Genomic DNA, 13,366 nt, shown 5'->3' with positions numbered 1-13,366 from the left:
CCTTACAATTCAGACACTATTCCGAATCGTTTCCAAATTGTATTGGTACCTGTCACCCGATTCCCATCGATTCTTTCAGGTAGCAGGCTAGTTGGAGGCGGAGGACGTCTTCCGGGTTTTTGAAGGAGAGGTCCAGGCATTCTTCTATCTTTTTGAGCCGTTGGTAAAGCGTATTGATATGGACGTGTAGCAACTGGGCGGCTTCGACAGCGGAGCGGTTACATTCAAAATAGGTCAGTAATGTCTTTTCCAATGTCTGATTTGTTTTGTCCACCATTCGGAGCGGTTCGAAAATCTCGACGAGGAACCGTGAAATTTCTTCTGTGTTTTGATTGGTAAAGAGACGATTGATGCCGATATCCGAATACTTTACCAAACGTCCCCTGATTTGCCGGGAAGCCGGATTGGATAATGCAATTTGCGCTTCCTGGTATGATTTTTCGATGAGATGAATGCCTTCGTAAATGCTCCCCATGCCGCCGCTCAGCTTGAATTTCTTTGTCGACGACGACTCCATCAGTATGTCGTTCAGTTGTTTCTCAAATTGGATGCAATCTGAAGAGGTCGGCAAGGCGGCTAGGACAATAACTTTGTTTTGATACCCGAAGATGGTTTGAATGTAAGGCGCCCCATTTTTCTTGATTTGTGCGATGAGCCGGTGTACATAAGCTGCGAGCAATTGGGAATCCGTATAATCCGTGTACTGGAATACGACTGTGGCGAATTGGTTGTCTTCCTGTATGCCCAATTCGGATGCGGTCTGAAGGCGTACTGTCGGATCGGTTGTCTGGATCAGACTGTTAAAGAGTTCCCGCTGGTTTTTATAATAAAATTCACTGATGTTCTGTTTCTGGACGAGTTCAAGCGCGAGGACCGAAAGCCCTTGCTCTATCGCCATTTGACCCAACCGGCTTAGCGGTTTTTGGGCGTTGATAATGAGACAGCCCAAAATAACGGTCCCGGAACGGATCGGATACAAATGATGCGTTACTTCTCCGTCCTTCATAATTTCATATGAATTTGTCCCTCTTCGTTCTGCCGCAATTTTCAATAATTCTTTGAACGGTATATTATGCGGAATTTTTTGGCTGGCAGGGAACCATTCATGCTCCATTAGATCGACAAACAGTAATTTCTGCCCGATCATGCGGCTGAGTTCCTGCACGATTTTCTTCGCTCCCATATTCCGGATCGATAAATTCGTCAAGGTCGAGTGAATATCATCCCTTTTGATGAGATGATGGTTCAGTTCTTTGATGTCAGCGAATTGTCTGGCGTTCCGGATGGCAATCCCGACTTGAGTCGTAAAGACTTTTAGCAACCATAAATCTTGCTCATCTAATAGATTCTCTGTCCTCAACTGCCCCAAATACATGACACATTCCACTTTTCCATCGACAAAAATCGGATAGGCCAATACCGATTTGATTGTCGTTACATAATCGGAAGTGCTGTCCCAAAGTCGGGCATTTTCCACAGATATTCGTCGAATCCCCTTTTTGCTCATATCGGTCGGATCTTGAATAAGGATCGGAATGCCCCATTGAAAAGAATGCCCGATCGGCCCCTCCCCGATTTCGAATTGCATCTGCCAAATCCCATCTAGTAGATACCCTTCGGATGCTTTGCACACAAGCCGGTCCGATTTGGAATCATGCAGCCAAAGTGTCCCATAATCCGCATTCGTGATGACTTCCAATGTATTGACCAAGATATTGGAAAATACCTTATCCAAATCAAGGGATGATGTCGTATCGCTTATACTCTCGATGATTGTGTTCAGCTTTGCCTGTCCGTTGTCGACCACATAATCAGAATAGAGCGGATAAAGCAGATGATAGAGCACTTGCAAGTCCTGCAATCTGAAATGGGTTTCGCTTTGAAATGTTATCGTCAGATGATAATCCGCCGAATAAATGAAATAAACGAACGTTTGTCCATGGAGCGAGAGCTGTTGGATAGAAGGATACAATGAATCCGGACGAGGCGGTACATGGATTGTTCGTTGACTGCTCTTTCCAATCGGCCGGCCGGATGGATTTTCAAAAGTAGTTTCCCAAATTTGAAAGGCGATTGGTACTTCTCTCTCCTGCAAAAATGATTGGATTAGCTGTAAATCAAACAAGGCATTCGCCCTCCTCTGTCCCTGTATGTTGGTATATTACTTCAAAACTCTACTAACTCCTCTTTAATAATGTAAATTCCTACAATTAAATAAATCTAAATATATATGAACCTACATTGTCATACCATTCTGGTTGGCATAAGATTTAATCAATAAGGAATATTTAGAAAATATTATCAGCTAGGGGGTGCTGTATTTGGACTTGGATAAAAGTCTGATTGGTTTGAGAGGCCAACCATATATCGTGGATGTGGAAAGAAGACATATTCGTCAATTTGCAGAGGCAATCGGTGATTCGAATCCACTGTACAAAGACGAAGAATACGCGGCAAACTCACCGTATGGCGGAATTATTGCACCGCCGACCTTCCTCATTGCGTTGAGTGAAGGGAATGATTTGCCGCTGGATCTGGATTATCGGCGTATGCTTCATGGAGAACAGGAGTTCATCTATCATCGTCCAATTCGCTTAGGGGATCGACTAGAATGCCAGATGGTCGTTTCCGATTTATACGAGCGGAAAGGAAAGAGCGGGCCAATGCAGTTTTTAGTGCTAGATACTGAAATAAAAGATGAGACTGGTGAATTGGTGGCAGTTTCACGGAGCAATATCATTTATCGACCATTACCTGCAAAGTGAGGAGGCGCATCAGTGAGTATAAATTTGACGATCAAGCCGGATTTATTGGAAGAGGGCCAGCAGTTGGAACCGATGACGAAGCCCCCTGTAACGAAGGTGCAATTGGTGAAATATGCAGGGGCTTCGGGAGATTTTAATCCGCTCCATACAGATGATGAATTTGCTCGAAGTATCGGAATGGACGGAGTGATTGCCCATGGGATGCTCGTGATGGGCTTTTTGGGCCAGTATGCGATGGAACTGGCGGGCGAGCAGGCCGAGATTGCCCAGTTCAACATGCGATTCGGTGCGGTGACACGGCCGGGCGACGAAATTACTTGCAAGGGCAAGGTAGACAAGCTGTATGAAGGGGACGGAATACAATTTGCCCGCCTGGAACTGTATGCAGAAAAGGCACCGGGAGAAGTGGTTGGCAGCGGGAATGCTATTTTGCGTTTCCGGTAGTGAGAGCTAAATAAATTTGAAATGCAATGGATTAAAGAGGAGGGGTTCCAATGGATAAGATATCCAATAAGTATGCCGTTGTCGGAGTGGGAGAATACGAACGATCCAGAAAGTCAGGGACAACACCGCTGCAAATGGCATTGGTGGCTGCCCGAAACGCCTTGCAAGACGCGGGGCTGGAGGCATCAGATATAGATGGCATCATGAATTATTCAACAGGCGGCGACTCCTGCACATCTCATGAGGTCGCTACCTATTTAGGCGCCCGTCCGAAGTATGTCAAAGACATAAGTGGAGGCGGAAGCAGTACGGAAATGCTAATTGGAGATGCGATCGGCATGATCGACGCGGGTTTGCTGAACACTGTTTTGATTTACCGATCGATGAATGGGGCTTCAGGTCAACTCGTCGGACGGGGCTATGACCCCAACATGCTGCAGAACGCGTTGCCGGGCGGAAGTTTCATCATCCCGTATGGATCGGCCAGTCCGTCTCAATGGTTCGGCATATTCGCCACGCGCCATATGCACCAAACCGGTTTGACAAAAGAGCATCTGGGACAAGTGTGCATTGACTTTTATGAACATGCGCAGCGCAATCCGAAGGCTCATTTGAACGGCAAAACGCTGACGATGGAAGAGTATCTTAATACGCCGGATATCAGCTCTCCCTTCAATATCCATGATTGCTGTTTGGAATTGGATGAAGCGAATGCCATCATCGTCACTTCGGCGGACCGGGCGAAAGATTGTAAATCGCGGCCGGTCTATATTATGGGAATTACCCCACGGGAAACACATCCCCATGCCCATTATTGGTCTGATCTTGACCAAGTTGCCGCAGATCATGTGGCGCCTGCACTCTATCAATCAGCCGGCGTAAAACCGGAAGATATCCAAGTGGCGGCTATCTATGATTGTTTCAGTTGGGTCGTGTTGCGCCAGTTGGAGGCCTATGGTTTAGCGCCTCGCGGTGAGGTAGGCGATTTCGTAGCAGCCGGGAACTTGAAGATGGGAGGCAAGTTGCCGACGAACACGGCGGGCGGCATGTTGGCAGAAGGTTATACGCATGGCATGAATAATGTCCTGGAAATCGTCAGGCAGTTGCGACATGAATATAAAGGGTCCGATCGCCAAGTGGAAGATTGCGAGATCGGGATTTGTACCGGTTGGAGCGGTCCAGATCTGGCAGGGGCCATGATTCTTGGAAACTAGGAGGTTTGACAATGACTATACAAACAAAATATGAAAAGCCGATCCCTTTGAAGAATGAGGATAACCGACCTTACTGGGATGCAGCCGACCGTCATGAGTTGGAAGTGCAAAAATGCAATGATTGCAAGTCGTACTTACACCCACCGGGGCCTGCCTGTCCAAAATGTGGGAGCGCGGCTGTCGAATGGGAAAATCTCGGATCAGACATTAAGGCAACCCTCTCTTCCTACGTCATTTCCTATAGACCATTTCTTCCTGGCTTCCAGAATGACTTGCCGACCATCATTGCGCAGGCGGCTTTGGACGACAAGCCGGATGTCCGGATTTTATGTAATTTGCTCGAATGCAAGCCGGAAGATGTCAAAATCGGAATGCCGGTCCAAATGACTTGGCAAGACATAACAGAAGAGCGAGCATTGCCACAATGGAAACCGACTGATTGAAAAAGGATGTGAGTTCATGAATTTCACTTTTACGAAACAGGAAGAAGCGTTCCGATTGGAATTGCGTTCCTGGTTGGAAGAAAATTTACCGGATGGCTGGAAAGCTGGAAATCGGGAATTGCCTCGGGATAAAGGGGAGTATTCCAAGTTCCTAAGGCAATGGCAACGCACGTTGTATGAAGGCGGATGGGCCGCTATCTCTTGGCCGAAAGCCTATGGGGGACGGGAAGCCACGTTAATGGAGGAAATCATCTATCACCAGGAAATGGTCAGGATTCAGTCCCCTCCACTCGTGAATTACGTCGGCATTCATATGGTCGCTCCCACTTTGATGCAGATGGGGACGGAAGAACAGAAGCGTAATTTTATTGAAAAGATCCTAACGGGCGAGCATGTCTGGAGCCAAGGGTATTCAGAGCCGAATGCCGGTTCGGATTTGACGGCAATCGAAACGACTGCTGTGAAGGACGGCGGTAAATGGGTCATCAATGGTCAAAAGGTGTGGACGAGTTTCGCCCACGTTTCTGACTTCTGTTTCCTGCTTGCCAAGACAGGCCAGTCCGAAAAGAAACACGAGGGAATTACTGTCTTTCTCCTCGACATGAATCAACCCGGGGTGGAAACAAGACCGATTATTCAAATGGACGGCAAGCAGGAATTTAATGAAGTCTATTTGACGGACGCCATTGCCTACGATTCGGACGTTGTGGGGGAAGTCGGCAAGGGATGGGCGGTGCTGATCGCCCTTATGCTACATGAACGCTCGGGCATAGCCGCGCAAGTATTCACGTTGGAAAGACAATTCGACGATCTAGTCGAAATGGCGAAACAAGTGAAAATCGACGGAGTTCCACTTGTGGAAGACCCGATTGTCCGCAATAAAATGGCGGGCCTATATGCACGCATCCGCGGTGCCCTTTTGACGTATTACCGCAACATCACCCACACGTTGAAAAATGGGCGACCCGGCCCTGAAAGCTCGCTGGATAAATTGCTGGTCAGTGAACTGACAAAGGAATTATTCGAATTTGCTATCGCCATCCAAGATCATCATGGAGTGATGACGGAAGAGGATGCAATTTCAAATAAGTCATGGCAAGAGGGCTACTTAAGCTCGTTCGGTGTCACAATCGGCGGAGGAACAAGCGAAGTCCAGCGCAATACGATTGGAGAAAGAATACTTGGGCTGCCAAAAGATCTAGGCCGTTAAGGAAGGAGAGGTGAAAGTTAGATGGATTTTTCATTAAGTGAAGATCAAGAGATGTTTCGCGGAACATTGCGCAAGTACTTGAATCATGTAGGCGGGACAGACGTTGCACGGGAGTTCATCAAAGGGAATACGACGCTGGTCGATGAAGTGTCTACTGGGTTGGCCGAACTCGGCAGTACAGCCATCCCGGTGTCCGAGGAGTACGACGGGCTTGGGCTGGGACCGTTGGATCTCGTCCCTTTCTTTGAAGAAAGCGGCCGGGTGCTCGTGCCAGGCGTGCAAGCAGAGACGTTGGCCTTAGCGGTCCCTCTGCTGGAGAAGTACGGGACGGAGGAACAAAAGAAGAAATACTTGCCTGGAATTGCAAGCGGTTCCATAACAGTCACACTTGCTTGGTTGGAAGCCGGCAAAAGCTATGGGCCGGATGAGATCACATGCCTTGCCCGTCAAGAAGGGGATGATCTCATTCTGGACGGTGTCAAAATGCTCGTTCCCCATGGAGATGTCTACCTCGTCTTGGCAAAGACAGCTGAAGGCATAGGAGGAGAAGGCCTTTCCTTAATTCTGGTCGATCAAACAGAAGGGATCACGACGCGGAGGCTGAATGTGTTGGATGAAACCCAATATGTCGTGGAATTGACGATGGACCAGGTGAAAGTGCCGAAGTCGCAAGTGCTAGGGGCGGTTGGCCAGGGTTGGGACGTCCTGCAGGAGGGGTTGCTTTCATTCAATGCGGCTCTAAGTGCAATGATGGTCGGCGCGATGGATGAAATCGTCTCCATGGCGGCGGAGTATTCGAAAATCCGTATCCAGTTCAATCAACCAATTGGTCGCTTTCAAGCGATTAAGCATCGAATCGTGAACATGAAATTGGACTTGGAGACTGCCCGTTCTCTTAGCTATTACGCCAATTGGGCGGTAGAGAATCAAACAGCTGACCGGGAAGCGGCAGTGTATAGTGCCCGCTCGTTTACTACGGAGGCGTTCGCACGCCTGGCAGCCGATAATATCCAGATCCACGGCGGCATTGGGTTCACTGAAGAAATCGATTGTCATTTGTTCTTGAAGCGAGCCCGTTACTACCAGAATTACTTGGGGTCTGTACGGAAATCAAGGGAACGGATTGCGGAAGGATTGGATTGGTCAGCTAAGAAAAGTGAGCGGGATGTTGTGTCGATCGGGTAATCGCTTTACGGAAAAGATCCATAAAGGGAGGAATAGCATTGGCAATCGCAACGGAAATGAAGGAGTATTACAATTTAATCGATGGAAAAGTAATTCCTGCTGCTTCGGGAGAGACTTTGGAAAGCATTAATCCGGCAACGGGAAAAGGGTGGGCCAAAATTCCGAGAAGTAAACAGGAGGACGCGGAGGCGGCCATTCTAGCTGCAAGGAAGGCGTTTCCCGCGTGGAAGGCTTTGCCTGCCAGTGAACGTGCCGACTATTTGCGCCGTGTTGGCGACTTGATTGTTGAACATGGCGAAGAATTGGCTGCGTTGGAAACGCAGGACAATGGCTGGGTCATCCGGGAAACGACATATGGCCTGATTCCCGTACTGAAGCAATTATGGGCAGACGCGGCGGGAGCTACCGCTGTAGCCAGCCGGGGCGAAACGGTGCCAGTCGGTCCGACTAGTTTCGGCTATACGCTTCGTGAGCCTCTCGGTGTCGTCGTCGGAATTGCGCCATGGAATGCCCCGCTGTTCACTTTTACGATTAAAGCAGCATATGCACTTGCCGCAGGAAACACCGTCGTCATCAAACCGTCGGAACAGGCGGCTGTCTCTTCCTTGCGCTACGCGGAACTGCTCAATGAAATTCTCCCGCCAGGCGTTGTTAACGTCGTCTGTGGATCGGGGAGGGAATTAGGGGATGTTCTAGTAAGTCACGATGAGGTCAATAAAGTGAGCTTGACGGGTTCAGGCGGGACTGCCCGAGCCATCGCCAAAGCGACGGTCAACCGACCGAAGCCGCTTGTTCTAGAGCTTGGGGGGAAATCGGCGAATATCGTATTTGAAGATGCCGATCTTGATAAAGCGGTCGAGGGCATTACAATCGGAAGTATTTTCACGGGCAATGCAGGGCAAATTTGCGTAGGCGGTTCTCGGATTTTAATTCAACGTTCAATCTTTGATGAAGTTGTGAAGCGGATGAAAGAGCGGATGACGGATCAGTCCCTCAATCAATTAGGGGATACGATGAATATAGAAACGACAATGGGGCCGGTTGCGAATGCATCCCAGTATGAAAGCGTCCGTTCCTATATTGAAGTCGGAGTGGAAGAAGGCGGTGAAATCATTTTCGGTGGTCGTCATGGCGGAGAGCTGCTAATTCCCGATCAGCCGGAAATGGCGGGAGGATATTGGATCGAGCCGACGCTGTTGAAGGTGAAAAATAATACGAAACGGGTTTGCCAGGAGGAGATTTTCGGTCCGGTTGCTGTTGTCATGCCATTTGACACGGAAGAGGAAGCCATTCGGATTGCCAATGACACGGAATTCGGTTTAGCAGCAGGAATCTGGACAACTGATCTGAGCCGTGCCCATCGGATGATTCAATCGATGGAAGCTGGAAACGTCTGGGTGAATACGTATGCTCGCGTGGGAGCGGACTTGCCGTTTGGCGGCGTGAAGGCCAGTGGACAAGGGACGGACTCGGCATTGGAGTATACGTATGAGAAAGCCTGTGTGATTGAAATGTAATTACAGGTCCAGCTCACTTTAGGCTTTTCCACTTAAATTAGATGGGGGCGGTAAAATTTGAAGGTTGATATAACGAAAAATCGAAGTTATGACGAAGCCATGCCGGAAAAAATCGATATTCCGAATGTGCCGGTCAACGCCATCTTGAAAGGGAGCGTGAGACGCTATGCCCGAAAAGATGCTTACATCTACCGTGATCGCCGGATTACGTACGAGCAGGTTTACCGTGAGTCCTGGAAGTTCGCGAATGCATTGCGCAAGATGGGTGTCGGCAGAGGAACGGTCGTTTCCGCCCATTTGCCGACGTGCCCTCAGTACATCGCAGCCTATTATGGGATTGTGTTGTCGGGTGCCACCTATTCGCCCATCAACCCGTATCTTCCGGAAGCTGATCTGCTCTTTCAGCTGAATGACTCGGACACGGAAGTTGTAATTACACATGAATCCGTGGCTGATTCAGTACGGAGGTTGTTCGATCGCACTAAACTGAAGAATGCGATCGTGACGGGAGATCAGGAGATGTTCTCGAATGATGACCCGATCAATACCTCTTTATATGGTGAAAAATGGCATAGTTTCGCGGCTTTGAAAGCGGCTAACAGCGAGGAAGAGTTCAATCCGGGAGTTGATCCGGAAAACGATCTCGTGCACATCGCCTATACAGGGGGGACGACGGGAAGCCCGAAAGGTGTCATGATCACTCATGCAAACTTGGTAAGCAACGTGTGCCAAATGGCGGGATGGGTTGCGGGATGCCTGCCACGTGTGGAAGACGACGGAGCTCTCGTATTCGAGCCAGCTGAAAAGGATGAAGCAAACTATATAGAGAAATATAAAATTCCGCTTGGTGAAGAAATAAGACTCAGCCCTTCCCCGCTATTTCATATTACGGGAGGCATCGGACTTATCGTTTCACCAATGGCACAAGGGGCGACGACTGTATTGCCCGACCGGTTTGAACCGGTGCAGTTCTTGGAATTCATCGAGAAATATAAGGTCTCTTCTGTCACAGGGGCGCCGGCTATGTGGAATGTCTTGTTGAATATGCCGACTATTAAAGAATACGATTTCTCTACCATCCGGAATGTCAGTTCAGGGGCCGCTCCACTTTCCAACGAAGAGGTGAAGCGATTGAAATCGACGTTCCCGAATGCCCGGGTTGTGGAAGGATATGGGCTGACCGAAGCGACAGCCTCCGTAGCCACGGGTGTCTGCGTAACAGGCGGGATTTTCAAATTAGGGACAGTCGGATTGCCTTCCTATAACACTGAAATTAAAGTCGTCTCTTTGGAAGGAGAAAGTGATGAGCCGTTACCAGCGAATCAGGGTGGTGAGATTTGTATCCGGGGTCCGCAGGTGATGAAAGGGTATTATAAAAAGCCGGAAGAGACGGCGGCAACAATTAAAAATGGTTGGCTGCACACGGGGGATATCGGGATCATTGATGAAGATGGTTACTTGTCCATTATCGACCGGAAGAAAGATATGCTCATCTATAATGGCTATAATATTTATCCGAGCCGAATCGAAGAGATTCTAGTGACACATCCGGACGTGGTAAATGCTATTGTTATCGGCAAGCCGGCAAAAACGGTCGGAGAAATCCCAAAAGCATTTGTCATTCCAAGACAAGGAGCAACCGTGTCAGAAGAAGAGATAATGGAGTTTATCAATACGCGGGTTGTTCATTATTCCAAAGTTCGGGAACTGGAATTTGTCGATCAATTTCCAATGACAGCTGCCGGAAAAATATCAAAAGTCGCGTTAAAAAACAAGGAACTTGAAAGAGATTTAGAAAAAATGAAAGAGTGAACCATGTGGGTAAGAAGATAAATAAAATAATGGCTAGGTAGACTGTCCTCCACTCGCATATTGAATTGGAGGGCTTTCTTTTTATTTTCATAAAAACAACCGTGGCAGGAAATATGCCACGGTTGTTGGTATACCTCTTATAGATTGTCCCACTTCTTCGAACGGGTTTCGTCGAAATCGCCTTCTACTTCGACATTTCCGTCCCGCTCCAGATGGGCTTCTTCCCGTCTTACCGTATCATCGACCGTTTCCATGCGCTCGACATCGCGTTTTTTCACTACGATTTCTTCCGTGACGACCGGTTTTTTCGTTACTTCCAGGCGTTCTTCGGTAATTGGAATGTGAATGGATTCGTCGTCCTCCATCAGTCCGGCGCGACCTTCGTAAATGTCTCCATCCACGACGGGACGACGCTCCACATAGACTTCCTCATGTGACACGGGCACATCCATCGATTGACGCTCTTCCACAACATCCTTCTCGAGGGAAACATGCCCGGTTTCGACATTGCGCTTGTTCACCTGAAGGCGCTCCTCGCGCAGAAGCATACGTTCCTCGTCCGTCATGCTTGGCGGTGTCTCATAATCGGTGCGATCCAGCAAGGCCTCCCCGCCGACTCGTCCAAGTTGGTCGGCATCGATACGATCGACATCCAGATCATCCGCCATATAAGTGCCGGTCCGCTCGATATTCGGGTTCATGCCATGATCATGGGAGCTGAAATGTTCGCGGTCCCCTTCATACAGTCGGTACGCCTCTCCTTCATCGACGTACAACAGAAGGGCGCCGTTGTTAATGTCGTTCGAATATTGTCTTGCCTCGGTTTCATCGATTCCCAAGCGGTCGAACATGCTCCACACATGGTCCTCCCCGCTGATGAAACTCATGAAACGGTCCAGCCAAGATTCGTGGGCGGTTTCCACTTCCGCTGACGTCCCACTGCGGAGCATCGACAGATTTGTATCATCCTTGGCAATGACATACATATTATCTTCAGAATAGCCTTCTGTTCGAAGTTGATCCATTTTATCCATTAACGCAGATTCACTATGAAACAAGCCAACAAATCGTTTTTCGTTGTTCATTGAAGTTCCTCCTCCTATATTTTGCTTACACCTTCTATTTACCCCGGTCTATTACAATAAATCTTACATTATGAAAAGAGTTGTAATGTTTTTGTAAATTCTTTGTAATCTGGTGCCTGGCACCCAAACAAACGTGAAAGTTCAAATATTCACGTTTGTTTAAACTAACATGAATGTTTGCGTGCCTGGCACCTTTTTCACAGGCTTAAAATAAGGAATAAATTCTCAGGAACTCCCTTCCTATCAATGCGTAAATAAGAGGAGGAGGGGTTTACACATGGCTCAAACGAAACGCTTACTTATCATATCGGCTTTACTTGCCAGCTTGTTGTTCATTGCGGCGTGTCAGGGAAAGACGGCACCAAATGAAGAACCTGTGGCTTCCGCCGAGACGGAAGAAAATAAGGAAGGTACGCAAGATGAAATTCCTGTTGCTGCGTCAGATATCGAAGGAATGCTTGCCCAACAGCCGGGAGAATTGGTTGAAGCGCATATGGATCCCGAAATCGAGGCAGCACGAACGGTTAATTTTACACAGTACATGAACTACTACGACAAAGATTTCAAGGAAGTCATGGAAAAGGAATTGCCTTCATACTTTCAAGGACAAAAAGATCTGGACAGTGAGCAAATCTATAATTATCTAGTCCACCAATTAGGTTCAGGACAATACCAAACTTTGTATGATCAGCTGCTTGCTATCGAACACGGCTTTGAAATGCCGGAGTTGCCTGAGGGGGAAGACGAAGTTGAAATGGCGAAAAGATCAAAAACGAACGTCGTCATTTTAATGGATGCGAGCGGCAGCATGAAGGCAGAAATTGCAGGCAAGTCCAGGATGCAGTTGGCCAAGGAAGCGATCGGGAAATTCACGGAAGGGCTGGACGATGAAGTGAACGTGTCGCTGCTCGCCTACGGACATAAAGGAGCGGGGACCGAGGCTGACCGAGAATTGTCTTGTACAACCGTCGAAGCCGTCTATCCATTAAGCGGGTTGGACCAAACCGGTTTTCAGAAATCGCTTGATTCCTTCCAAGCAAGTGGCTGGACACCTCTCGCAGGCGCTATTGAGGAAGCTCTCGACATTCTGGAGCCATACGGGAATGAAGAATACCGGAATATCGTCTACATCGTCAGTGACGGTATCGAAACATGCGGCGGTGATCCGGTGGCGGCTGCGAAACTTCTGCATGAAAGTAATATAGAAGCGAAAGTCAATATCATCGGATTTGATGTGGACGATGAAGGGCAGAACCATCTCAAACAAGTGGCCGAAGCAGGTGGGGGCCAGTACGCGACTGTACGGGACGAAGCCGGATTTGAAGAAGTGCTCGTGAAAAAGTGGAAGCCAAGCATTTTCCAAGTTATCGGACAGCAAGGCGTCAAGCTGCATGAATCGGTACACTTCAAGGAAGACCTCATCAACACATACAGCTTGCTGACCAACCTCTCCGACCGGGAGGCAGTCCGGATCAGCGATGCAGCCTATCTGTTGAAGCGAAACGAGTTAATCGACGAAGAGGTTGCCCAACAGGTCATTGAACGTGCGAAGGAAATGAAAGAACTCCGAAACTCGCATTTCAAGGAGATTGTCGAGCAGAAAGAAGCGGAAGCCGAGGCTGCAAAACAGGAAATCGATCAAAAGGTGGAAGAATGGAAGGCGAAATGGTGACAGGTACCCGAACAAACAT

Annotated in this window: 11 protein-coding genes; 9 read left to right on the top strand and 2 right to left on the bottom strand. The window is 48.4% G+C overall.

The features are described 5' to 3' along the window. Positions 1-52: 52 nt before the first annotated feature. Positions 53-2,125, bottom strand: coding sequence for a helix-turn-helix domain-containing protein (locus MKY41_RS17860; protein WP_340746347.1), 2,073 nt, complete (start codon positions 2,123-2,125; stop codon positions 53-55). Positions 2,126-2,321: 196 nt separating this feature from the next. Between MKY41_RS17860 and MKY41_RS17855 the strand changes: the two genes are divergently transcribed. The 8 genes from MKY41_RS17855 to MKY41_RS17820 are packed head-to-tail and all read left to right on the top strand — an operon-like array spanning position 2,322 to position 10,590. Further along, entirely contained in the window at positions 2,322-2,765 is a 444-nt protein-coding gene (locus MKY41_RS17855) for a MaoC family dehydratase N-terminal domain-containing protein (RefSeq protein ID WP_340746346.1), read from the top strand. A gap of 12 nt (positions 2,766-2,777) precedes the next feature. Beyond that, on the top strand, positions 2,778-3,209 hold the full coding sequence (locus MKY41_RS17850; RefSeq protein ID WP_445683349.1) for a MaoC/PaaZ C-terminal domain-containing protein: 432 nt from the start codon (positions 2,778-2,780) through the stop codon (positions 3,207-3,209). Between the two features lie 50 nt (positions 3,210-3,259). Beyond that, on the top strand, positions 3,260-4,423 hold the full coding sequence (locus MKY41_RS17845; protein WP_340746345.1) for a thiolase C-terminal domain-containing protein: 1,164 nt from the start codon (positions 3,260-3,262) through the stop codon (positions 4,421-4,423). An 11-nt stretch (positions 4,424-4,434) separates the two neighbouring features. After that, positions 4,435-4,866, top strand: coding sequence for a Zn-ribbon domain-containing OB-fold protein (locus MKY41_RS17840; protein ID WP_340746344.1), 432 nt, complete (start codon positions 4,435-4,437; stop codon positions 4,864-4,866). Positions 4,867-4,882: 16 nt separating this feature from the next. Beyond that, the gene (locus MKY41_RS17835) at positions 4,883-6,076 is read left to right on the top strand and encodes an acyl-CoA dehydrogenase family protein (protein ID WP_340746343.1); all 1,194 of its coding nucleotides are present in this window, start codon (positions 4,883-4,885) and stop codon (positions 6,074-6,076) included. A 21-nt stretch (positions 6,077-6,097) separates the two neighbouring features. Continuing rightward, positions 6,098-7,261, top strand: a complete 1,164-nt coding sequence (locus tag MKY41_RS17830; protein ID WP_340746342.1) for an acyl-CoA dehydrogenase family protein — start codon at positions 6,098-6,100, stop codon at positions 7,259-7,261. Between the two features lie 38 nt (positions 7,262-7,299). Next, entirely contained in the window at positions 7,300-8,778 is a 1,479-nt protein-coding gene (locus tag MKY41_RS17825; protein ID WP_340746341.1) for an aldehyde dehydrogenase family protein, read from the top strand. 57 nt (positions 8,779-8,835) lie between these two features. Next, positions 8,836-10,590: a class I adenylate-forming enzyme family protein gene (locus MKY41_RS17820; RefSeq protein WP_340746340.1), complete on the top strand. Its 1,755-nt coding sequence runs from the start codon at positions 8,836-8,838 to the stop codon at positions 10,588-10,590. A gap of 137 nt (positions 10,591-10,727) precedes the next feature. Here the strand turns inward: MKY41_RS17820 and MKY41_RS17815 are convergent, their stop codons facing one another. Then, positions 10,728-11,675 (bottom strand): YsnF/AvaK domain-containing protein, encoded by a 948-nt coding sequence (locus MKY41_RS17815; RefSeq protein WP_340746339.1) that lies wholly within the window; start codon positions 11,673-11,675, stop codon positions 10,728-10,730. 277 nt (positions 11,676-11,952) lie between these two features. Here MKY41_RS17815 and MKY41_RS17810 point away from each other — a divergent pair, with 277 nt between their 5' ends. After that, positions 11,953-13,347 carry a vWA domain-containing protein gene (locus tag MKY41_RS17810; protein WP_340746338.1) on the top strand — a complete coding sequence of 465 codons (1,395 nt, stop codon included), beginning with the start codon at positions 11,953-11,955 and terminating at the stop codon, positions 13,345-13,347. Positions 13,348-13,366 lie beyond the last annotated feature (19 nt).

Origin of the sequence: Sporosarcina sp. FSL W7-1349, assembly GCF_038003045.1 — a bacterium.
Lineage (GTDB): Bacteria > Bacillota > Bacilli > Bacillales_A > Planococcaceae > Sporosarcina.
The sequence above is the reverse complement of the archived record's forward strand: the minus strand, read 5'-3'. Positions and strand labels throughout refer to the sequence as shown.